The sequence below is a fragment of the Kitasatospora albolonga genome (assembly GCA_002082585.1).
Lineage (GTDB): Bacteria > Actinomycetota > Actinomycetes > Streptomycetales > Streptomycetaceae > Streptomyces > Streptomyces stephensoniae.
Genome location: CP020563.1, coordinates 2762229 through 2784347 on the forward strand (window position 1 = coordinate 2762229; position 22119 = coordinate 2784347).

Below are 22119 nucleotides of genomic sequence, written 5' to 3' on the forward strand. Positions count from 1 at the left end.
CGGTGTCGGGGGCGGGGGGCAGCACAGCGGCACGGCACAGCATCGGCGCGGGCGACATACCCGTGGACACTCCACGCGTCCCCGCACGGGAGGCGGCCGAGAGCGAGCTGTCCAAGCCGATGTACCACGAGAACGATCCGAGCATGGTCCAGCGCGCCCTGAACCACGTCTGGGACTGGCTCTCCGGTGTGTTCGACTCCGCCGCGGGCATCGCCCCCGGCGGCCCGGCCGGACTCGTCGTTATCGTTCTCGCCGTCATCGGCCTCGCCGTCGCCCTCTGGTGGCGGCTCGGCACCCCGCAACGCTCCTCCCGCCCCGCGGACGCCCTCTTCGAGAGCCACGGCCCCCGCAGCGCCGCCCAGCACCGCGCCGCGGCCGACGCGCACGCCGCCGCTCTCCGCTGGACCGAAGCCGTCCAGGAACGCATGCGCGCCATCGTCCGCTCGCTGGAGGAACGCGCCCTCCTCGACCCCCGCCCCGGCCGCACAGCGGACGAGGCGGCAGCGGAAGCGGGCCGCGCCCTGCCCGACCACGCGGCCCGGCTGCGCTCCGCCGCCCGGCACTTCGACGACGTCACATACGGCGGCCGCACAGCGGGCCAACCGACGTATCTGGCCCTTCGAGCCCTGGACACCGAGCTCGACGAGGCAAAGCCCGTGCTGCCCGGCACCGCCCGAGGAGCCGCCGTATGACCACGGCCACCTCTCCCTCCTCCACCTCCACGGCACCCACTCCGCGCCATGTCTGGAACCGCGTCCGGGGGCTGCTGATCGCCCTGCTCATCCTGGTGATCGCAGGCGTCACGTTCGCCGCCGTACGCTCCAGTACCGGCTACGGGCACCTCGACCCCCGATCCGCCGACCCCAAGGGCAGCCGCGCGGCGGCCGAACTCCTCAAGGAGCGCGGGGTGTCCGTGACGGTCGCGACAACCCTGGAGGAAGCCACCGACGCGACAGGGCCCGACACCACGCTCCTGGTCACCGGCCCCAACCTCCTCACCCCGTCGCAGCAGCACCGGCTCCACGAAACGACCGCCACCTCCGGCGGCCGCACCCTCCTGATCGCCCCGGGCCCGTCGGCCGTCTCCAGGCTGGCCCCCGGCGTACGCGCCGAGCCCCACCGCCCGGTGAGCCCGCTCCCCCCGTCGTGCACACTCCCCGCCGCCCGCAGCGCCGGCACGGCCGACATGGGTGGCGTCCGCTACACGGCACAGGACACCGACGCCACCGGCTGCTACCCCAGCGACGGAACCCCCGGCCTGCTGGTCCTCACGGCCGAGAAGGAAGGCGACACCGTCCTCCTCGGCTCCCCGGACTTCCTCCACAACGAGCGTCTCGCCCAACAGGGGAACGCCTCTCTGGCCCTGCAACTCCTCGGTTCGCGCCCGCATCTCGTCTGGTACCTCCCTTCTCTGGCTGATCCGTCCGCCACCAGCGGTGACGGTGTCTCCGACGACAACGAGGCCGGGGGCGACGGCGAGGAAATCCCGGGCGACGAGAGCAGCTTCCTCGACCTGATGCCCTCCGGCTGGCTCTGGGGAGCGCTGCAACTCACCCTTGCCGCGGTCCTCGCCGCGATCTGGCGCGGTCGCCGATTCGGCCCCCTGGTCATCGAACGGCTCCCCGTGGCCATCCGCGCCTCGGAGTCCGCCGAAGGCCGCGCCGGCCTCTACCGCAAGGCCAACGCCCGTGACCGGGCAGCCGAATCGCTCCGGGCCGCCGCCCGCACCCGTATCGCCCGCCTCATCGGCGTATCCACCCACGAAGCACACACTTCAGACGTCCTCCTCCCCGCTGTGTCCGCCCGCACCACCACCGCGAGCGATGACCTGAACACCCTGCTCTTCGGCCCGGCACCCGCCGACGACACGGCCCTTGTCCTCCTGGCCGAGCACCTCGACGCCCTCGAAAGAGAGGTACGCACTTCATGAGCGCCCCGACCCCCGAGCCGGCCGAACCCTCAGCGGTCCCCGTGACCCCTGCGGCCCCGGAGCCCGCCGACGGCGCCCGCGCCTCCTTGGAAGCCCTCCGCTCCGAGATCGCCAAGGCTGTGGTCGGCCAGGACCCGGCCGTCACCGGACTCGTCGTCGCGCTGCTCTGCCGAGGGCACGTACTCCTCGAGGGCGTTCCCGGCGTCGCCAAGACCCTGCTGGTCCGAGCCCTCGCCGCCTCCCTCGAACTCGACACGAAGCGTGTCCAGTTCACCCCCGACCTGATGCCGAGTGATGTGACGGGCTCACTCGTCTACGACGCCCGCACGGCAGAGTTCTCCTTCCAGCCCGGCCCTGTCTTCACCCATCTGCTGCTCGCCGACGAGATCAACCGCACCCCTCCCAAGACACAGGCGTCCCTCCTGGAGGCGATGGAGGAGCGCCAGGTCACCGTCGACGGCACCCCTCGCCCGCTGCCGGAGCCCTTCCTCGTCGCCGCCACCCAGAACCCCGTCGAGTACGAGGGCACCTACCCGCTCCCGGAAGCCCAACTGGACCGCTTCCTGCTCAAGCTGACGGTGCCTCTCCCGTCCCGGCAGGACGAGATCAACGTCCTGACCCGTCACGCCGACGGCTTCAACCCCCGCGACCTCAAGGCAGCAGGCATACGGCCCGTCGCCGGGCCCGCCGACCTGGAGGCCGCACGGTCAGCCGTCGCCAGGACGGCCGTCTCCCCGGAGATCGCCGGCTATGTAGTGGATATCTGTCGTGCCACGCGCGAATCCCCCTCGCTCGCCCTCGGGGTCTCCCCCCGAGGCGCCACCGCACTGCTCTCGACCGCACGCGCCTGGGCCTGGCTCACCGGCCGGGACTACGTCACCCCGGACGATGTGAAGGCCCTGGCGCTCCCCACGCTCCGTCATCGCATCCACCTGCGGCCCGAGGCGGAAATGGAGGGGGTCACCCCCGATTCCGTCATCACCTCGGTGCTCGCCCACGTCCTCGTACCCCGATGAGGCGGTGACCATGGCCCTCACCGGACGTACCGCACTGCTGGCCGCGCTGGGATCACTCCCCGTAGGCATCCTCGCCCCGAGCTGGACCGGGATGCTCGCGGTCAACGCCCCGCTCTCACTAGCGATTCTGTGCGACTACGCCCTGGCAGCGCCAGTGCGAACGCTCCGATTCACCCGATCCGGTGATACATCTGTTCGACTTGGTGCCACGGCAGAAGTGCGACTGACCGTGACCAACACCTCCCGACGGCGCCTCCGGGCACAACTCCGTGATGCCTGGCCGCCCAGCAGCTGGCCCACCGGCACCGAACAGGCGTCGTCCCGGCACGCGCTGACGGTTCCTCCCGGCGAGCAGCGACGCCTCACCACCGTTCTCCGTCCGACCCGCCGAGGCGACCGCCAGGCCGAACGCATCACGGTCCGCTCGTACGGCCCGCTCGGTCTCGCCGCGCGCCAGGGCTACCACCGCGTCCCCTGGACCGTGCGGGTACTGCCCCCGTTCACCAGCCGGAAGCACCTGCCCTCCAGGCTCGCCCGGCTCAGGGAGCTCGACGGCCGCACCAGTGTGCTGACGCGGGGAGAGGGCACCGAGTTCGACAGCCTGCGGGCCTACGTACCGGGGGACGACACCCGGTCCATCGACTGGCGGGCAACGGCACGCCAGTCGGCCGTCGCGGTCCGGACATGGCGTCCCGAGCGGGACCGGCACATCCTGATCGTCCTCGACACCGGCCGCACCTCGGCCGGCCGGGTGGGCGACATCCCCCGCCTCGACGCGGCCATGGACGCCACGCTGCTCCTCACCGCACTCGCGACGCGCGCAGGCGACCGCGTGGACCTCCTCGCCTACGACCGCCGTGTCCGAGCCCGGGTACAGGGCCGAACCAGCACGGGCGACGTCCTGGCAACGGTCGTCAACACCTTGGCTTCACTGGAGCCCGAGCTCGTGGAGACGAACGCCCGAGGCCTCAGCAGCGCGGCCCTCTCCGGCGCCCCGCGCGGGTCGCTGATCGTTCTCCTGACGACTCTGGAGGCCGCCCCCATCGAGGAGGGGCTCCTCCCACTGCTCCCCCAGCTCACTCAGCGGCACACGGTTCTGCTGGCAGCTGTCTCCGATCCGCGGATCTCGGAGATGGCGGGAGGCCGGGGCACAGTGGACGCGGTGTACGACGCCGCCGCAGGCACCCAGGCACAGGCGGAACGGCGCAGCACGGCAGAGAAGCTCCAGCGCCACGGGGTCGTCGTCGTGGACGCGCCCCCGGACAACCTCGCCCCGGCACTCGCCGACGCCTACCTCGCGCTCAAGGCTGCGGGTCGTCTCTGAGCGATGGGCGCCTCTGCTGCATGGAGGCGCCCATTCCTTTTGCCTTGACCGGGCCCGGAACGCAGAAAAGCCCCGCACCACAAGGGTGCGGGGCTTTCCCACAAAGATTGTTCGGCGGCGTCCTACTCTCCCACAGGGTCCCCCCTGCAGTACCATCGGCGCTGAAAGGCTTAGCTTCCGGGTTCGGAATGTAACCGGGCGTTTCCCTAACGCAATGACCACCGAAACACTATGAAACTTTGAACAAACCGGGTGTTGTCACGGCTGTTCGTTATTTCAGAACTAACACAGTGGACGCGAGCAACTGAGGACAAGCCCTCGGCCTATTAGTACCAGTCAGCTCCACCCGTTACCGGGCTTCCACATCTGGCCTATCAACCCAGTCGTCTACTGGGAGCCTTAACCAATCTAGTTGGTGGGAATACTCATCTCGAAGCAGGCTTCCCGCTTAGATGCTTTCAGCGGTTATCCTTTCCGAACGTAGCCAACCAGCCATGCCCTTGGCAGAACAACTGGCACACCAGAGGTTCGTCCGTCCCGGTCCTCTCGTACTAGGGACAGCCCTTCTCAATATTCCTACGCGCACAGCGGATAGGGACCGAACTGTCTCACGACGTTCTAAACCCAGCTCGCGTACCGCTTTAATGGGCGAACAGCCCAACCCTTGGGACCGACTCCAGCCCCAGGATGCGACGAGCCGACATCGAGGTGCCAAACCATCCCGTCGATATGGACTCTTGGGGAAGATCAGCCTGTTATCCCCGGGGTACCTTTTATCCGTTGAGCGACAGCGCTTCCACAAGCCACTGCCGGATCACTAGTCCCGACTTTCGTCCCTGCTCGACCCGTCGGTCTCACAGTCAAGCTCCCTTGTGCACTTACACTCAACACCTGATTGCCAACCAGGCTGAGGGAACCTTTGGGCGCCTCCGTTACTCTTTAGGAGGCAACCGCCCCAGTTAAACTACCCATCAGACACTGTCCCTGATCCGGATCACGGACCCAGGTTAGACATCCAGCACGACCAGAGTGGTATTTCAACGACGACTCCACAACCACTGGCGTGGCCGCTTCACAGTCTCCCACCTATCCTACACAAGCCGAACCGAACACCAATATCAAACTATAGTAAAGGTCCCGGGGTCTTTCCGTCCTGCTGCGCGAAACGAGCATCTTTACTCGTAGTGCAATTTCACCGGGCCTATGGTTGAGACAGTCGAGAAGTCGTTACGCCATTCGTGCAGGTCGGAACTTACCCGACAAGGAATTTCGCTACCTTAGGATGGTTATAGTTACCACCGCCGTTTACTGGCGCTTAAGTTCTCAGCTTCGCCACCCCGAAGAGCAGCTAACCGGTCCCCTTAACGTTCCAGCACCGGGCAGGCGTCAGTCCGTATACATCGCCTTACGGCTTCGCACGGACCTGTGTTTTTAGTAAACAGTCGCTTCTCGCTGGTCTCTGCGGCCACCCCCAGCTCACGGAGCAAGTCCGATCACCAGTGATGGCCCCCCTTCTCCCGAAGTTACGGGGGCATTTTGCCGAGTTCCTTAACCATAGTTCACCCGAACGCCTCGGTATTCTCTACCTGACCACCTGAGTCGGTTTAGGGTACGGGCCGCCATGAAACTCGCTAGAGGCTTTTCTCGACAGCATAGGATCATCCACTTCACCACAATCGGCTCGGCATCAGGTCTCAGACTATGTGCACGACGGATTTGCCTACCGTGCGTCCTACACCCTTACCCCGGGACAACCACCGCCCGGGCTGGACTACCTTCCTGCGTCACCCCATCGCTTACCTACTACAAGTCTGGTTCATCGGCTCCACCACTACCCTCAACTCCGAAGAGATCGGGCCGGCTTCACGGACTTAGCATCGCCTGATTCAGTACTGGGCGTTTCAAAGCGGGTACCGGAATATCAACCGGTTGTCCATCGACTACGCCTGTCGGCCTCGCCTTAGGTCCCGACTTACCCTGGGCAGATCAGCTTGACCCAGGAACCCTTAGTCAATCGGCGCACACGTTTCTCACGTGTGTATCGCTACTCATGCCTGCATTCTCACTCGTGAACCGTCCACAACTCGCTTCCACGGCTGCTTCACCCGGCACACGACGCTCCCCTACCCAACCCAACAGGCGTTGGCCCTATATGTTGGATTGACACGACTTCGGCGGTACGCTTGAGCCCCGCTACATTGTCGGCGCGGAATCACTTGACCAGTGAGCTATTACGCACTCTTTCAAGGGTGGCTGCTTCTAAGCCAACCTCCTGGTTGTCTCTGCGACTCCACATCCTTTCCCACTTAGCGTACGCTTAGGGGCCTTAGTCGATGCTCTGGGCTGTTTCCCTCTCGACCATGGAGCTTATCCCCCACAGTCTCACTGCCGCGCTCTCACTTACCGGCATTCGGAGTTTGGCTAAGGTCAGTAACCCGGTAGGGCCCATCGCCTATCCAGTGCTCTACCTCCGGCAAGAAACACACGACGCTGCACCTAAATGCATTTCGGGGAGAACCAGCTATCACGGAGTTTGATTGGCCTTTCACCCCTAACCACAGGTCATCCCCCAGGTTTTCAACCCTGGTGGGTTCGGTCCTCCACGAAGTCTTACCTCCGCTTCAACCTGCCCATGGCTAGATCACTCCGCTTCGGGTCTAGAGCGTGCAACTCAAACGCCCTGTTCGGACTCGCTTTCGCTACGGCTTCCCCACACGGGTTAACCTCGCTACACACCGCTAACTCGCAGGCTCATTCTTCAAAAGGCACGCAGTCACGACACACCGAGCAAGCTCGATGTGCGACGCTCCCACGGCTTGTAGGCACACGGTTTCAGGTACTATTTCACTCCGCTCCCGCGGTACTTTTCACCATTCCCTCACGGTACTATCCGCTATCGGTCACCAGGGAATATTTAGGCTTAGCGGGTGGTCCCGCCAGATTCACACGGGATTTCTCGGGCCCCGTGCTACTTGGGTGGTTCTCAAACGAGCCGTCAATGTTTCAGCTACGGGGGTCTTACCCTCTACGCCGGACCTTTCGCATGTCCTTCGCCTACATCAACGGTTTCTGACTCGCCTCACAGCCGGCAGACTGTGAAAGAGAACTCCCACAACCCCGCATACGCAACCCCTGCCGGGTATCACACGCATACGGTTTGGCCTCATCCAGTTTCGCTCGCCACTACTCCCGGAATCACGGTTGTTTTCTCTTCCTGAGGGTACTGAGATGTTTCACTTCCCCTCGTTCCCTCCACACTGCCTATGTGTTCAGCAGCGGGTGACAGCCCATGACGACTGCCGGGTTTCCCCATTCGGAAACCCCCGGATCAAAGCTTGGTTGACAGCTCCCCGGGGACTATCGTGGCCTCCCACGTCCTTCATCGGTTCCTGGTGCCAAGGCATCCACCGTGCGCCCTTAAAAACTTGGCCACAGATGCTCGCGTCCACTGTGCAGTTCTCAAACAACGACCAGCCACCCACCACCCCACCCCATTACGGGACGAGTTCACTGGGGCCGGAACGAAGGAACAACCTTACGGCCGCACCCTCAGACACCCAACAACGTGCCCGACACGATCCCTCTTCTCCTGTGTTCCACGCCGAAGCAGTACTGACAGAAACCGATTGATCGTGCCGAATAGTCAACGTTCCACCCATGAGCTGACCACCGTCGAACATTTGCCGACGTAGTGGCTCTGGATTCCCGAAGGAATCTAGATGCTCCTTAGAAAGGAGGTGATCCAGCCGCACCTTCCGGTACGGCTACCTTGTTACGACTTCGTCCCAATCGCCAGTCCCACCTTCGACAGCTCCCTCCCCACAAGGGGGTTGGGCCACCGGCTTCGGGTGTTACCGACTTTCGTGACGTGACGGGCGGTGTGTACAAGGCCCGGGAACGTATTCACCGCAGCAATGCTGATCTGCGATTACTAGCAACTCCGACTTCATGGGGTCGAGTTGCAGACCCCAATCCGAACTGAGACCGGCTTTTTGAGATTCGCTCCGCCTTACGACATCGCAGCTCATTGTACCGGCCATTGTAGCACGTGTGCAGCCCAAGACATAAGGGGCATGATGACTTGACGTCGTCCCCACCTTCCTCCGAGTTGACCCCGGCAGTCTCCTGTGAGTCCCCATCACCCCGAAGGGCATGCTGGCAACACAGAACAAGGGTTGCGCTCGTTGCGGGACTTAACCCAACATCTCACGACACGAGCTGACGACAGCCATGCACCACCTGTATACCGACCACAAGGGGGGCACCATCTCTGATGCTTTCCGGTATATGTCAAGCCTTGGTAAGGTTCTTCGCGTTGCGTCGAATTAAGCCACATGCTCCGCTGCTTGTGCGGGCCCCCGTCAATTCCTTTGAGTTTTAGCCTTGCGGCCGTACTCCCCAGGCGGGGAACTTAATGCGTTAGCTGCGGCACCGACGACGTGGAATGTCGCCAACACCTAGTTCCCAACGTTTACGGCGTGGACTACCAGGGTATCTAATCCTGTTCGCTCCCCACGCTTTCGCTCCTCAGCGTCAGTAATGGCCCAGAGATCCGCCTTCGCCACCGGTGTTCCTCCTGATATCTGCGCATTTCACCGCTACACCAGGAATTCCGATCTCCCCTACCACACTCTAGCTAGCCCGTATCGAATGCAGACCCGGGGTTAAGCCCCGGGCTTTCACATCCGACGTGACAAGCCGCCTACGAGCTCTTTACGCCCAATAATTCCGGACAACGCTTGCGCCCTACGTATTACCGCGGCTGCTGGCACGTAGTTAGCCGGCGCTTCTTCTGCAGGTACCGTCACTTGCGCTTCTTCCCTGCTGAAAGAGGTTTACAACCCGAAGGCCGTCATCCCTCACGCGGCGTCGCTGCATCAGGCTTTCGCCCATTGTGCAATATTCCCCACTGCTGCCTCCCGTAGGAGTCTGGGCCGTGTCTCAGTCCCAGTGTGGCCGGTCGCCCTCTCAGGCCGGCTACCCGTCGTCGCCTTGGTAGGCCATTACCCCACCAACAAGCTGATAGGCCGCGGGCTCATCCTTCACCGCCGGAGCTTTCAACCCCCACCCATGCAGGCAGGAGTATTATCCGGTATTAGACCCCGTTTCCAGGGCTTGTCCCAGAGTGAAGGGCAGATTGCCCACGTGTTACTCACCCGTTCGCCACTAATCCACCCCGAAAGGCTTCATCGTTCGACTTGCATGTGTTAAGCACGCCGCCAGCGTTCGTCCTGAGCCAGGATCAAACTCTCCGTGAATGTTTACCCGTAATCGGGTGCACACACACGAGAGCGGAACAACCGGTCGGAATAAGACCCGTTGTTCACAGCGTCCTCGCTGTGTTCATTGCCTGCCCGATGCCACCCGAAGGCGACCCGTGCAGGGCTTTTCAAAGGAACCACCAACCCCCACGAGTGTGGAGGCCGGGGTATCAACATATCTGGCGTTGACTTTTGGCACGCTGTTGAGTTCTCAAGGAACGGACGCTTCCTTCGGTCCCGTATCACCGGGCCCCTCCGGGCGCTTCCCTTCAGTTTTTTCTTTGTCCTGCTGTCTTGCGTTTCCGACTCTATCAGACCCTTTTCAGTGCCTGACCCCCGGTCGAAGCGGGGCGCTTTCCAGGTTCTTCGCTTTCGCGTTTTCCCTTTCCGGCGGTTCCAACTTTACCAGACTCTTTTTCGTTCCGTTTCCGGTCCGAATTCGATTTCCGGTGGCCCGTGGAGTGGCCTTGCCTTTCGGCTGATCCGACTTTATCAGAAGCGCGGCAGTCGAATGAACGACCTGCGATTCGAGTTAAAGGGGAATCATTTGGCTCTGCGGGATATGCAAGCTTCCCTGCTTGAGCGAGGTAGACGCTACGCGTCCCGCCCGGGCTTGTCCAGCCCGAGGCAACCGTTTAAATCTACCTCCCCACATCTGCCGTGTCAACGGTTTTGTGGGCGAAGAGGAGACTAGCAGCTCGGGGACGGCAAACGCACACCGGTGGTCAGGCTGCGGAGGGAACCTCGGCGCTGCGTTCGACCGCTGTGAGGTCGCCCGTGTCGCCGGCTCGCACCGCGCGGCGGCCGAGGATGTAGACGTACGCGAGAAAGGCCAGCTCAGCGGCTATGCCGATGGTGATCCGGGCCCAGGTCGGGAGGCCGGAGGGGGTGACGAAGCCTTCGATGACGCCGGAGACGAACAGTACGAGAGCCAGGCCGATGGCCATGCCCAGTGCGGCGCGCCCCTGCTGGGCCAGGGCGGTGCGGCGGGAGAGGGGGCCGGGGTCGATCACCGTCCAGCCGAGGCGGAGCCCCGTACCGGCGGCTACGAACACCGCGGTCAGCTCGAGCAGGCCGTGCGGGAGGACCAGGCCGAGGAAGACGTCCAGGCGGCCCGCCGAGGACATCAGGCCGATGCCGATGCCGAGGTTGAGCATGTTGAGGAAGAGAATCCCGATCACCGGTAGGCAGAGGAACGCGCCCAGGACCAGGCACATCGCGGCGGCCTGCGCGTTGTTCGTCCATACCTGTGCTGCGAAGGACGCGGCCGGGTGGCTGGAGTAGTAGGTCTCGTACTCCCCGCCCGGCCGGGTCATGGCCCGGAGGTCTTCCGGGGCGGCTATCGCGGCCTGGACCTCGGGGTGGGTGCCGATCCACCAGCCCAGGAGGGCGGCCACCAGTGTGGACAGGACGGCGGTGGGGACCCACCAGTGCCGCGAGCGGTAGACCGCCGCCGGGAATCCCGTGGTGAGGAAGTGGGCCGCGTCGCGCCAGGAAGCCTTGCGGGTGCCGGTGACCGTCGCCCGGGCGCGGGCCACGAGCTGGGTGAGGCGCGCGGTGAGCAGGGGGTCGGGAGCAGTCGACTGGATCAGGGAGAGATGGGTGGCCGTGCGCTGGTAGAGGACGACGAGTTCGTCCGCTTCCGCGCCCGTCAGGCGGCGCCCTCGGCGCAGGAGGTGGTCGAGGCGGTCCCACTCCGTGCGGTGGGCGGTGACGAAGACGTCGAGGTCCATGGGCGGCTGTTGCTCCAGGCATGGGTGCGTACGGGGTCGTACTACTGCGGCGCGCTGCGGGTCAGCTTGGCAGACTGGGTCCGGCCGGGGGCAGCGAAGGCCGGGGAAAGAGTGGGGGCGCGATGAACGAGTTGGTGACCGGGGACGCGGTTGTTCTGGGGCTGAGGCCGGCGAAGCTGCCGAGCCGGGTCCTGGCGGTGGCGATCGACCTGCTGGTGGTCTTCGCTGTCTTCCTGGTCGTTTCGATCATTCTCGGCATCGCTTCCGCTTCCCTGGACGAGGCGGCCGTCGCAGCCATCGGGGTCGCCTCGTTCCTGCTGGTGCTGGTCGGCGGGCCGATCGCCGTGGAGACGCTGAGCCATGGCCGTTCCCTCGGGAAGCTGGCGTGTGGGCTGCGCGTGGTGCGGGACGACGGCGGGCCCATACGGTTCCGGCACGCCCTGGTACGGGGAGCGATGGGCATCGTGGAGATCCTGATGACGCTCGGGGCCGTGGCCTGTATCGCGTCACTGGCCTCCGCACGCGGGCGCCGGCTCGGCGATGTCTTCGCGGGGACGCTGGTCGTCCGGGAGCGGGTGGCGACCCAGCGGTCGGTAGCGGTCCCGCCTCCCCCGCCGTGGCTGGTCGGCCGGTTCTCGCAGCTGGATCTGTCCGCTGTGCCGGACGAGCTCTGGCTCTCGATACGCCAGTACCTGACGCGGATGCACCAGCTGGATCGCGGCGTCGGCAGTACGATCGCGGCCCGGTTGGCCGATGAGCTGGTGACGCGGACGGGGATCGCTCCGCCGCAGGGGATTCCGGCGGCCGCGTTTCTGGCCGCGGTGGTTCATGAGCGGCAGGCGCGCGATGCCCGGCGCGTGTTCAGCGGGGCGGGGGCGGCGGGGGCCGGTGCGTCCCCTGTTGCGCCTCCTGTGTCTCCTATGTCCTCTGTATCCCCTGTGTCCTCTGTATCCCCTGTGCCTTCTGCGTCCTCCGGGCTCTCTGCGCCTGTTCGGGGCGGTGAGGCGGGGCCGGTGGAGAGGGGCGAGGGGGCTGCCGCCGGCGGGTTCGCGCCGCCCGGTTAGGCGGGCATCCCCTGGTCCGGGGGGCCGGAGTCGCGGGGCGACGGGGGTGTCTCCAGGTGCTCCAGCTCGATGCCCGGGGCGGCGAGGACGACGTCCCCGGCCAGGTGGACGGTGTGCCGTTCTCCGGTGTCCAGGGCGCTGACCTGGTACTCGTCCACGATCAGGGGGCCGTTGTCAGTGGCGTGCGCTTCACTGTTCACCAGAGCCCAGGACTGATCGTCGGTACGGGGCGCGAGGACCGGGTCCGTGAAGGTGACCACGCGGACACGGGTCTCGGGGGAATCGGGGGTGAGGCGCAGGAGTCGGGTCAGGGCGACGAGGAACGCGGGGGAGGTTCCGGAGAAGGCGTGGGCGCGGACGTTGCCTTCGGTGGCGTGCACGCCGGTCGGGTCGGTACGGACCCAGGTGACGCCTTCCAGGGCGGCTCCCCGGACCTGCCAGCTCGCGGAGTGGAGTTCGAGACGGATCGGCCGGCCGAGTTCGTCCAGGGCCAGGTCGACGGAGCCGAGGTGGTCGCCCGACGGGGACGTGGTCTGGGAGACATAGCGCCAGCCGGAGGGGCCGGGGGCGCAGTGGAAGTGTTCTTCGCCGAGGGGGGTGTGATCGTGAAGGTCGTGGAGCGAATACCTGCCGCGGGGCATGGGGTCCTTCGGGTTCCTCGGGCGGTGCGGGGGCGGTAGGAGGGGAGCAACGGGACAGGCCCCCGACACGGGGGTGCGGGGGCCTGTCTCGTCAGCCTTCTGCCGTCAGCTGTCGGCCATGGGCTGCTGCCGCTTGTTACGTGCTGCTGCTGAGGTCCGGTGCCGGGCGGCGGCCGGGGAAGAGATGGTGCCGGTCCTCCCGGCCGCCGACGGTGCCGGGGTCAGTAGCGGTAGTGGTCGGGCTTGTACGGGCCTTCGACCTCGACACCGATGTACGCCGCCTGCTCCGGACGGAGCGTGGTCAGCCTGACGCCCAGGGCGTCGAGGTGGAGACGGGCGACCTTCTCGTCCAGGTGCTTGGGAAGCACGTACACATCGGTCGGGTACTCCTGCGGCTTGGTGAACAGCTCGATCTGCGCCAGCGTCTGGTCGGCGAAGCTGTTCGACATCACGAAGGAGGGATGCCCCGTCGCGTTCCCCAGGTTCAGCAGACGCCCCTCGGACAGCACGATCAGAACCTTCCCGTCGGGGAACGTCCAGGTGTGGACCTGCGGCTTCACCTCGTCCTTGACGATCCCCCCGACGGCGGCCAGGCCCGCCATGTCGATCTCGTTGTCGAAGTGGCCGATGTTCCCCACGATCGCCTGGTGCTTCATCCGGGCCATGTCCGAGGCCATGATGATGTCCTTGTTGCCCGTCGTCGTGATGAAGATGTCCGCCGTCTCCACCACATCGTCGAGCGTCGCGACCTGGTAACCGTCCATCGCCGCCTGCAGCGCACAGATCGGGTCGATCTCCGTCACGATCACCCGCGCACCCTGGCCACGGAGGGACTCCGCACTGCCCTTGCCCACATCCCCGTACCCGCACACGACCGCGGTCTTGCCGCCGATCAGGACATCCGTCGCCCGGTTGATCCCGTCGATCAGCGAATGACGGCACCCGTACTTGTTGTCGAACTTCGACTTCGTCACCGCGTCATTCACATTGATCGCGGGAAAGAGAAGGGTTCCGTCACGGTGCATCTCGTACAGACGGTGAACACCCGTCGTGGTCTCCTCCGTCACACCACGGATCTCGGACGCCAGCTGGGTCCACTTCTGCGGGGACTCGCCGAGGGTGCGGTTCAGCAGGGTGAGGATGTACGCGTACTCCTCGCTGTCCGCCGTCGACGGGTCCGGGGCCGCGCCCGCCTTCTCGAACTCGACGCCCTTGTGGACCAGGAGGGTGGCGTCACCGCCGTCGTCCAGGATCATGTTCGGACCGCCGGTCGGGGTGTTCGGCCAGGTCAGCGCCTGCTCCGTGCACCACCAGTACTCCTCCAGCGTCTCGCCCTTCCAGGCGAAGACCGGGACGCCCGCAGGGGCCTCCGGGGTGCCGTTCGGGCCGACGGCGATGGCCGCGGCGGCGTGGTCCTGGGTGGAGAAGATGTTGCAGGAAGCCCAGCGGACCTCCGCACCCAGAGCCACCAGCGTCTCGATCAGCACCGCCGTCTGCACCGTCATGTGCAGCGAACCGGTGATCCGCGCACCGGCCAGCGGCTGCGCGTCGGCGTACTCCCTGCGGATCGACATCAGGCCGGGCATCTCGTGCTCGGCGAGCGTGATCTCCTTGCGCCCGAAGGGGGCGAGAGAAAGGTCGGCGACCTTGAAGTCCTGGTTGTTGGCGACCGTCGTCATAACGGGCTGCTCCTCGTGATGGGTCGAGGGTGGGCTGTTGGGCTGACGCTGCGGCGACCGGACACACGAATGCCCGAGCGTTCGCAGTGCAGTCCGTCGGAGGCCCTCTGTCCCTCGCCCGGCTCGCATGTGCGGACCGGTCGACCGCCATCAGCAGCGACGTCTGTTCCGTATCCGAATCTACACCGAACGGCCCAGTGGGCCCCAGCCCGTTCGGGGAGACGGGCGTGTGTGAGGGGTCACCGGGCCGATCGGGGCCGATGTGCGGTGGGTCAGTGGCCGGAATCCTTCAGGGCCCGGGGTTCCTCGGGGCCGGGGCCTCGGACGGCTTGCCGGACGTGGTGGCCGGGCCCCGGTGGACGGCTAGCCGGGGGCGGTGCCGGATGCGGCTTAGACGGGGGCGGTGCCGGATGCGGCGGCTTCCGCGTTGAAGATGTCCGGCTCCAGGTAGATCACCCGGGCGATCGGGACGGCTTCGCGAATCCGGTTCTCGGCGGCGTTGATGGCGTTGGCGATCTCGACCGCGGTGTCGTCGTGCTGGACCGCGATCTTGGCGGCGACCAGCAGTTCCTCAGGGCCGAGGTGGAGGGTGCGCATGTGGATGATGCCGGTGACGGTGTCGCCGTCGACCACGGCCGCCTTGATCTTCTCGACCTCTTCGAGGCCGGCCGACTCCCCGAGCAGGAGCGACTTCGTCTCGGCGGCGAGGATGATCGCGATGACGATCAGCAGGATGCCGATGCAGAGGGTGCCGATGCCGTCCCAGACGCCATTGCCGGTGGCGAGGGCGAGGCCGACGCCGCCGAGCGCGAGGATCAGGCCGACGAGGGCGCCGAGGTCCTCCAGGAGGACGACCGGGAGTTCGGGGGCCTTGGAGCGGCGGACGAACTCGGTCCAGGAGCGGTCGCCGCGCGTCTGGTTGGACTCCTTGATCGCCGTACGGAAGGAGAAGATCTCCGCGATGATCGCGAAGACCAGGACCCCGACCGGCCAGTACCAGGCCGTGATCTCGTGCGGGTGCTTGATCTTCTCGTAGCCCTCGTAGACGGCGAACATGCCGCCGACCGAGAAGAGGACGATGGAGACGAGGAAGGCGTAGATGTAGCGCTCGCGCCCGTAGCCGAACGGGTGCTGCGGGGTGGCCTCGCGCTGCGCCTTCTTGCCGCCGAGCAGCAGCAGGCCCTGGTTGCCCGAGTCGGCGAGCGAGTGGACGCTCTCCGCGAGCATCGACGAGGAACCACTGAAGAGGAACGCTACGAATTTGGCCACGGCGATCGAGAGGTTGGCGACGAGCGCCGCCACGATCGCCTTGGTTCCGCCGGACGCGCTCATGTGTGCGTGGTGTCCCTTCCTCGGTGTGCGGCAGGTAGTGCTGGTGCCGCGTCGCGGCGGCACATTGTTGCAGCCACGGGGAGGGACGAGGTGTCAGGCCGCCACCGTGGCACGGAAGAGTGTGCCCGGTCCCGCGGCTTCCACCGCTTCGGCGGCCGGTACGTAGACGGACTGTCCGGGGGTCAGGTCGAGTTCGCCGACCCGGACCGTGCCTGCGGTGCAGAGCAGGATCTGGGGGGTGGGGGCGGTCAGTTCGGCGGGCGCGGCCCCGGAGGCGAGGGTGTAGCGGGAGAGGGCGAACTCGTCGGCGGGGGTCTCGTACCGCTCCTCGCCCGAGGGTGATGCCTCGGGGCGCAGTACGCCGGGTTCGGTGGCCTCGAAGCGGACGATGCTCAGGAGTTCGGGGATGTCGATGTGCTTGGGGGTGAGGCCGCAGCGCAGCACGTTGTCCGAGTTGGCCATGATCTCGACGCCGAGGCCGTCGAGGTAGGCGTGCGGAACACCGGCGCCGAGGAAGAGGGCCTCGCCGGGCTGGAGCCGTACGTGGTTCAGCAGCATCGCCGCGAGGACGCCGGGGTCGCCGGGGTAGTGGTGGGCGATGCGGGCGTACGGGGCGTGGGCGCCGCCGAGACGTTCCGCCGCCGCTGCCGCCTCGGCCACGGTGTCGGCCATCTCCGCCGGGTCGGCGCCGAGGATCGCCGTGAGCACCTCGCGGAGGGCGGCCTCCTCGGGGTGGGCGCGGAGGAGGTCCACGTACGGCTTCAGGGAGTCGACGCCCAGGGCCTCCATCGCGTCCGCCGCCTCGCCGGGCCCGCGGAAACCGCAGAGGCCGTCGAACGGGGTGAGGGCGCAGATCAGTTCGGGCTTGTGGTTGGTGTCCTTGTACGTGCGGTGGGGGGCGTCGATCGGGACGCCCCGGGCCTCCTCGTCCGCGTACCCCCTGCGGGCCTGGTCCAGGTCGGGGTGGACCTGGAGGGAGAGGGGGGCGCCGGCCGCGAGCAGCTTGAGGAGGAAGGGGAGGCGGGGGCCGAACCTGGCGACGGTGGCCGCGCCGAGTTCGCCTTCGGGGTCCGCGGCGATGACCTCGGTGAGGGGGAGTTCCGTGGGGGGCGTGGTGGTGGCAGTGGGCCTGGTGGTGGTGTCCTTTGCGGGGCGGGTCACGCGGGAAGGGGCTCCTGGGTGGGCGCCCATCCACATCTCGGCCTGCGGTTCGCCGGTGGGGGCGGTGCCGAGCAGGGCGGGGATGGCCGTGGTGGAGCCCCAGGCGTAGGGGCGCACGGTGTTGGACAGCCGGTCCATGGAGTCGTCCTCGGGGTCGTGCGGGTGCGCTGGCGGGGTGGCGGGGTCGTGCGGTGCTCTGTGCTCTGTCCGGTGAGGTTGGAGCGGTGCTTCTCCGTGATGCCGGAACTGTTACGTGGACCTTGATGCCAGAGCAACGTAAACCGCAGCGAAATCCGTGATGGCCAGCAGTTCCGCCAGGGCCTCCAGCTCGCTGCCCTCGTCCGGTTCCAGCTCGCTGACCGGCGTGTCGTGGCCGAGCGCCAGCTCGCGGGCGGCCGGGTAGGCGCTGAGGCCGCCCGTGGGGCGGTCCCGCAGCAGGACGACCCGGGCCCTGAGCGTCTCGCCCTCCTCGACCCGGTCCCGGAAGAAGTCGTCCGGGTCCGCTCCGGCCGCGAAGTCCCCCGCGAGCAGGGTGCCGTGCGAGGGCAGCGCCTCCGGGAGCTCCGCCGTGAGGGCGGGGCGGCCCGCGAGCTCGGACAGTACGGCGGCGAAGCGCCTGCCGACCGGGCCCGCGGCTTCGCCCTCCGTCCACAGCAGCGGCAGGCTGTCCGCCAGCTCGGCGGCGAGCGTCTTGGCCGGGTTGCTGTACGTGGCGATGGCCGGGCCGCAGCGCTCCGCCGTACGGTCCAGGCGGTCGGCCACCTTCGCCAGCTCCTCCGGCGGCGCGGTCACCAGGCCCACCCGGTCGAGCAGGGCCAGCAACGGGGTGAGCAGCGCCCACAGGGTGCCGGGGCCCGCGGCCGAGGTCTCCGCGTCGTACTCGCCGTGCGGGGCGGACGCCATCGGGACGACCAGGCCGTGCACCCCGTCGACCGCCTCGCGCAGCGGGGAGCGGGTGGGGGACACGGCGACGACGGTGCAGCCGCGCCGGTACGCCTGCTCGGCGAGGAGGGCGAGGCCGGGCTCCGAGCCGTCGGCGGTCGCGATGAGGAGGAGGTCCACGGAACCGGCCCAGCCGGGCAGCGCCCAGCGCAGGGCTCCGGGGGCGGGGGCGACGCCGGTGGGGTGGATGCGTACGACGGGGGCGGCCGCGCCCGCCAGCGCGCCGATCAGGTCGGCGACGCCGGACGCGGCGGTGCCGGGGCCTGCGACGAGGACGGCGCGGGGGCGGCCCTCGGGGGCCAGGCCGCCGATGCCCGCCTCGGCGGCGTGCCGGGCGGCGGTACGGACCCGGGCGCCCGCCTCGGCGGCGCCGCGCAGCAGGTCGCGGCGGTCGGCCCGGGCCAGGGCTTCCGGGGCGTCGAGCAAGGACTCGTCGAGCATGGCGGTGGGCCTCCGATCACCGGGTCCGGGTGGGGTGCGGGATGCGGGTGCGGGGGGCCTACGGGGTGCCGGGGCCTTACGGGGGTGGGCGCGGGGTGTCTGGTACTCGCGCCCTGTCTCCGGTGGGGCCCGGTGCCGCGCGGGGACGTGCCCGTACGCGCGTCGCTCGCGGGTCAGGCGGGGCGGCGGGCCTCGTCGACGAGCAGGACCGGGATGGCGTCCCGTACCGGGTAGGCCAGGCCGCAGTCGGTGCCGGTGCAGACCAGCTCCGGGCTGTCGGCCGCGGTGCGGTCGTCGAGCGGGGAGTGGCAGGCCGGGCAGGCCAGGATCTCCAGGAGGCCGGCTTCGAGCGGCATGGGGTGGGTCCCTTCGAGCGGTGCGTTTTCTGATTCACGTGGATCAGGCGTCGTCAGCCTACCGCTGGGGGGACGGGGGCGCGGCCCGGCCGGGGGTGGGGATCGGGGGATGGGGCGGTGGGGTGGTCGTGGGGGGTGTGCCGGGGGCCCGTTGGGGGGTGGTGTGGGGTGGGGCCTGGGGCCTGGGGGGTGGGCGGGGGTGCGGTCGCTGGGTGCGGTTGCGGGGAGGGCTGCGGGTGGGGCGGTTGCGGGTTGGGGGCGCCTGCGGCGGGCTGTCCCCTCCCCGCCCCTTCCCGAAACCGGGGCTCCGCCCCGCGGGCCCCGGTTCTTTGTCCTCAAGCGCCGGACGGGCTGGGGATTCTCAAGCGCCGAACAGGCTGAGATTTCGGGGCTCCGCCCCGGGCCCCGCTCCTCAAACGCCGGAGAGGCTGAATACTGAACGAACGGCTGCCCCGCAAGCCGCAAGCCGCTGAGCGGGCCCCTGTCAGGAGCGGATCAGGCCCAGTACCTCGTCCCGTACCGCCGTCATCGTCGCCTCGTCCCTCGCCTCCACGTTCAGGCGCAGCAGCGGTTCCGTGTTCGAGGCTCGGAGGTTGAACCACCAGTCCGTGGAGGTGACCGTCAGGCCGTCCAGGGTGTCGAAGGTGATGTCGTCGCGGTCGCTGTAGGCGGCCTCGATCGCGGCCAGGCTGACGGACTGGTCGGCGACCGTGGAGTTGATCTCGCCGGAGCCCGCGTAGCGGTCGTAGGCCGCCACCAGTTCCGAGAGGGGGCCGTCCTGGCCGCCCAGGGCGGCCAGGACGTGGAGGGCGGCCAGCATGCCCGTGTCGGCGTTCCAGAAGTCGCGGAAGTAGTAGTGCGCCGAGTGCTCGCCGCCGAAGATCGCGCCGTGCTCGGCCATCTCCGTCTTGATGAACGAGTGGCCGACCCGGGTGCGGACCGGCGTGCCGCCGTTCTCGCGGACCACCTCGGGGACCGACCAGGAGGTGATCAGGTTGTGGATGACCGTGCCCTCACCGCCGTTGCGGGCCAGTTCGCGGGCGGCGACCAGGGCCGTGATCGCGGAGGGGGAGACGCCCTCGCCCCGCTCGTCGACGACGAAGCAGCGGTCCGCGTCGCCGTCGAAGGCCAGGCCCAGGTCGGCGCCCTCGGCCAGGACGCGGGCCTGGAGGTCGACGATGTTCTTCGGGTCGAGCGGGTTGGCCTCGTGGTTCGGGAACGTGCCGTCCAGGTCGAAGTAGAGGAGGACCAGGTCGAGCGGAAGGCCGTCGAAGACCGTGGGGACCGTGTGGCCTCCCATGCCGTTGCCCGCGTCCACCACGACCTTCAGGGGACGGATCGCCTTGAGGTCGACCAGGCCCAGGAGGTGGGCCGCGTAGTCGGTGAGGGTGTCGCGTTCCGTGATCGTGCCGGGGGTGGCGGCGGCGGGGGGCTGCGGGGCGCCTTCCGACCACTGTTCGACCAGCGTGCGGATCTCCCTGAGGCCCGTGTCCTGGCCCACCGGCGCCGCGCCCGCCCGGCACATCTTGATGCCGTTGTACTGCGCGGGGTTGTGCGAGGCCGTGAACATCGCGCCCGGGAGGTCCAGGGCCCCCGACGCGTAGTACAGCTGGTCCGTCGAGCAGAGGCCGATCAGAGTGACGTCCGCGCCCCGGGCCGCCGCGCCCCGGGCGAAGGCGCCGGACAGCGCCGGGGAGGTGGGGCGCATGTCGTGGCCGATCACGATCGCGTCGGCTGCCGTGACCTGGACGAACGCGGCTCCGAACAGCTCGGCCAGCGACTCGTCCCACTGGTCGGGCACCACGCCACGTACGTCGTACGCCTTCACGAGCTGCGACAGATCAGCAACCACGGCCGGTCCTCCTGGGGGTCTTTGCGGACCGCCCAAACTACCCGGCCGCGGGAACCCTCAGAAGCCGGTCTCAGGAGTCGGGAGAGCGCAGCACCCGCAGGTGGCCGCGGCGGGCGACTTCCACCGGGTCGGCGGAGCGGGGGCCCCTGTTTCCGCCGTCGGGTCCCCGGTCGTGCGGCCGGGCCGCTTCCCGTACCGCGTTGGCGAGGGCTTCGAGGTCGTCGCCGCTGGGGTGCGCGGGGGCGGAGCCGTCGGAGAGGCGTACGACCTCCCAGCCGCGTGGCGCGGTCAGCCGCTCACTGTGCTCGGCGCAGAGGTCGTAGCAGTGGGGCTCGGCATAGGTGGCGAGCGGGCCGAGTACCGCAGTCGAATCGGCATAGACGTACGTCAGTGTCGCGACGGCAGGGCGGCCGCACGCGGTGCGCGAACAGCGACGTACAGGGCTCACGATGTTGGACGGTACCGCACTCTTGAGCGGGCCGCGACGACTCTCCCCCGGCTCACCCCACCGTGTCGCCCCGTGGTCCCCGCCGCACCACCGCCCCCGGTCACCGTCCTGACCTGCGTCGCGGCGCGGGCGCGGGGCACGGCGGGCGGCTCCGCCGGTCGTGCGCCGGGGCGGATGCCGACACCGTACGGACCGTCGGCGACCGGGGCAGGGGCCTGAAATGTGCTCAACCTTGGCCGGAATGTTCAACTGTGGACATCCGGAATGTTCCGGCCGTGCGTTCCGGCCGCGCGAAGCAGAAACGTTTCTCCTTAGTCGTTGCACCTGAGCCGTTGCAGGTGCGTGGTGTGCGCGTGCTCCGGCCGCCGTGTCGGTACGCGGCCGGCACCTGGCCGGTACGGGGGCGGCGCGCCGCCGGGGAAACCCGCCCCGGGCCGCCGCCCGGGCACGATCGGGCCGCCCCGAGGAGCGTTACGCTGCGTCGGTGATGGACAGCTCCGTACCTTCCCCCCTCCCCTTCGAGCCGCGGCCCCGGCGCCGCGACCGTCATGGCCGTGGCATGCGGGGGCCGGTCGCGCCGCCCCAGGTGCCGCTGTCGGCCAGCCGGGGCGAGGTCTTCCGCGATCTGGTCCAGGACTCGGTGGAGCGGCTGGAGCGGCGCTGGCCCCAGCTGGCCGAGGTCGACTTCGTCGTCCTGGACGTGCCGGTCGTCGACCTGGAGGACAGCGTTCCGCTGGGCAGCGCGGTCCCCGCGGTCAAGGGGCGGCCCGCGCAGATCGTCGTCTACCGGCGGCCCGTCGAGATCCGCACCAAGAGCCGCGACGAACGGGCCCTCCTGGTCCACGAGGTCGTCGTCGAGCAGGTCGCCGAGCTGCTGGGGCTGGCCCCGGAGTCGGTCGACCCCCGGTACGGGCAGGAGTGACCGGGGACACCGCGGAC

At 67.9% G+C, this 22119-nt stretch carries 15 protein-coding genes, 3 rRNA genes and 1 pseudogene; 7 read left to right on the plus strand and 12 right to left on the minus strand.

The window, feature by feature from the left end:
- Positions 1-2: 2 nt before the first annotated feature.
- Genes B7C62_11890 through B7C62_11905 form a run of 4 tightly spaced genes read left to right on the plus strand, consistent with a single transcriptional unit; the run spans position 3 to position 4270 of the window.
- Positions 3-692 carry a hypothetical protein gene (locus tag B7C62_11890; protein ARF72892.1) on the plus strand — a complete coding sequence of 230 codons (690 nt, stop codon included), beginning with the start codon at positions 3-5 and terminating at the stop codon, positions 690-692.
- Positions 689-1930 (plus strand): hypothetical protein, encoded by a 1242-nt coding sequence (locus tag B7C62_11895; GenBank protein ID ARF72893.1) that lies wholly within the window; start codon positions 689-691, stop codon positions 1928-1930. Before B7C62_11890 ends, B7C62_11895 begins: the two co-directional genes overlap by 4 nt.
- Complete coding sequence (locus B7C62_11900) at positions 1927-2946, plus strand: AAA family ATPase (protein ID ARF72894.1); 1020 nt, start codon at positions 1927-1929, stop codon at positions 2944-2946. The genes B7C62_11895 and B7C62_11900 overlap by 4 nt, the downstream gene beginning before the upstream one ends.
- 10 nt (positions 2947-2956) lie before the next feature.
- Positions 2957-4270 (plus strand): DUF58 domain-containing protein, encoded by a 1314-nt coding sequence (locus B7C62_11905; GenBank protein ID ARF72895.1) that lies wholly within the window; start codon positions 2957-2959, stop codon positions 4268-4270.
- Between the two features lie 109 nt (positions 4271-4379).
- Here B7C62_11905 and rrf read toward each other — a convergent pair.
- The 3 genes from rrf to B7C62_11920 form a co-directional block, all read right to left on the minus strand.
- Positions 4380-4496, minus strand: a 5S ribosomal RNA gene (gene rrf, locus B7C62_11910).
- 75 nt (positions 4497-4571) lie between these two features.
- Positions 4572-7722, minus strand: a 23S ribosomal RNA gene (locus tag B7C62_11915).
- Positions 7723-7996: 274 nt separating this feature from the next.
- Positions 7997-9530 (minus strand): 16S ribosomal RNA (locus B7C62_11920).
- Together the 16S, 23S and 5S rRNA genes form the textbook arrangement of a ribosomal RNA operon.
- A gap of 117 nt (positions 9531-9647) precedes the next feature.
- On the opposite strand from B7C62_11920, the pseudogene B7C62_11925 reads away from it, so the two are divergent.
- Positions 9648-9942 (plus strand): annotated as a pseudogene (locus B7C62_11925) (hypothetical protein).
- A gap of 314 nt (positions 9943-10256) precedes the next feature.
- On the opposite strand, the gene B7C62_11930 reads toward B7C62_11925, so the two are convergent.
- Positions 10257-11264, minus strand: coding sequence for a hypothetical protein (locus B7C62_11930; GenBank protein ARF72896.1), 1008 nt, complete (start codon positions 11262-11264; stop codon positions 10257-10259).
- Between the two features lie 122 nt (positions 11265-11386).
- Between B7C62_11930 and B7C62_11935 the strand changes: the two genes are divergently transcribed.
- The gene (locus B7C62_11935) at positions 11387-12328 is read left to right on the plus strand and encodes a hypothetical protein (GenBank protein ID ARF72897.1); all 942 of its coding nucleotides are present in this window, start codon (positions 11387-11389) and stop codon (positions 12326-12328) included.
- On the opposite strand, the gene B7C62_11940 is transcribed toward B7C62_11935, so the two are convergent.
- From B7C62_11940 to B7C62_11975, 8 genes are all read right to left on the minus strand, one after another.
- The gene (locus B7C62_11940) at positions 12325-12969 is read right to left on the minus strand and encodes a hypothetical protein (GenBank protein ID ARF72898.1); all 645 of its coding nucleotides are present in this window, start codon (positions 12967-12969) and stop codon (positions 12325-12327) included. The two genes, B7C62_11935 and B7C62_11940, sit on opposite strands and share 4 nt — an antisense overlap.
- A gap of 221 nt (positions 12970-13190) precedes the next feature.
- Positions 13191-14648: an adenosylhomocysteinase gene (locus B7C62_11945; protein ARF72899.1), complete on the minus strand. Its 1458-nt coding sequence runs from the start codon at positions 14646-14648 to the stop codon at positions 13191-13193.
- 390 nt (positions 14649-15038) lie between these two features.
- Positions 15039-15980 carry a cation transporter gene (locus tag B7C62_11950; GenBank protein ID ARF72900.1) on the minus strand — a complete coding sequence of 314 codons (942 nt, stop codon included), beginning with the start codon at positions 15978-15980 and terminating at the stop codon, positions 15039-15041.
- Positions 15981-16073: 93 nt separating this feature from the next.
- On the minus strand, positions 16074-17279 hold the full coding sequence (locus B7C62_11955; protein ID ARF72901.1) for a mannose-6-phosphate isomerase, class I: 1206 nt from the start codon (positions 17277-17279) through the stop codon (positions 16074-16076).
- A 111-nt stretch (positions 17280-17390) separates the two neighbouring features.
- On the minus strand, positions 17391-18524 hold the full coding sequence (locus B7C62_11960) for a mannose-6-phosphate isomerase (GenBank protein ID ARF72902.1): 1134 nt from the start codon (positions 18522-18524) through the stop codon (positions 17391-17393).
- A gap of 173 nt (positions 18525-18697) precedes the next feature.
- A complete protein-coding gene (locus B7C62_11965; GenBank protein ID ARF72903.1) occupies positions 18698-18880 on the minus strand; it encodes a hypothetical protein in 183 nt (60 codons plus the stop codon).
- Between the two features lie 484 nt (positions 18881-19364).
- Positions 19365-20732 carry a phosphomannomutase/phosphoglucomutase gene (locus B7C62_11970; GenBank protein ID ARF72904.1) on the minus strand — a complete coding sequence of 456 codons (1368 nt, stop codon included), beginning with the start codon at positions 20730-20732 and terminating at the stop codon, positions 19365-19367.
- A gap of 70 nt (positions 20733-20802) precedes the next feature.
- The gene (locus tag B7C62_11975; GenBank protein ARF77115.1) at positions 20803-21183 is read right to left on the minus strand and encodes a hypothetical protein; all 381 of its coding nucleotides are present in this window, start codon (positions 21181-21183) and stop codon (positions 20803-20805) included.
- A 484-nt stretch (positions 21184-21667) separates the two neighbouring features.
- On the opposite strand from B7C62_11975, the gene B7C62_11980 reads away from it, so the two are divergent.
- The gene (locus B7C62_11980; protein ID ARF72905.1) at positions 21668-22102 is read left to right on the plus strand and encodes a hypothetical protein; all 435 of its coding nucleotides are present in this window, start codon (positions 21668-21670) and stop codon (positions 22100-22102) included.
- Positions 22103-22119: the final 17 nt, after the last annotated feature.

Coding starts and splice junctions, on each gene's coding strand:
- B7C62_11950 (ARF72900.1), bottom strand. CDS start 15,980: ATGAGCGCGTCCGGCGGAACCAAGGCGATCGTGGCGGCGCTCGTCGCC.
- B7C62_11955 (ARF72901.1), bottom strand. CDS start 17,279: ATGGACCGGCTGTCCAACACCGTGCGCCCCTACGCCTGGGGCTCCACC.
- B7C62_11905 (ARF72895.1), top strand. CDS start 2,957: ATGGCCCTCACCGGACGTACCGCACTGCTGGCCGCGCTGGGATCACTC.
- B7C62_11945 (ARF72899.1), bottom strand. CDS start 14,648: ATGACGACGGTCGCCAACAACCAGGACTTCAAGGTCGCCGACCTTTCT.
- B7C62_11940 (ARF72898.1), bottom strand. CDS start 12,969: ATGCCCCGCGGCAGGTATTCGCTCCACGACCTTCACGATCACACCCCC.
- B7C62_11980 (ARF72905.1), top strand. CDS start 21,668: ATGGACAGCTCCGTACCTTCCCCCCTCCCCTTCGAGCCGCGGCCCCGG.
- B7C62_11935 (ARF72897.1), top strand. CDS start 11,387: ATGAACGAGTTGGTGACCGGGGACGCGGTTGTTCTGGGGCTGAGGCCG.
- B7C62_11900 (ARF72894.1), top strand. CDS start 1,927: ATGAGCGCCCCGACCCCCGAGCCGGCCGAACCCTCAGCGGTCCCCGTG.
- B7C62_11960 (ARF72902.1), bottom strand. CDS start 18,524: ATGCTCGACGAGTCCTTGCTCGACGCCCCGGAAGCCCTGGCCCGGGCC.
- B7C62_11895 (ARF72893.1), top strand. CDS start 689: ATGACCACGGCCACCTCTCCCTCCTCCACCTCCACGGCACCCACTCCG.
- B7C62_11965 (ARF72903.1), bottom strand. CDS start 18,880: ATGCCGCTCGAAGCCGGCCTCCTGGAGATCCTGGCCTGCCCGGCCTGC.
- B7C62_11930 (ARF72896.1), bottom strand. CDS start 11,264: ATGGACCTCGACGTCTTCGTCACCGCCCACCGCACGGAGTGGGACCGC.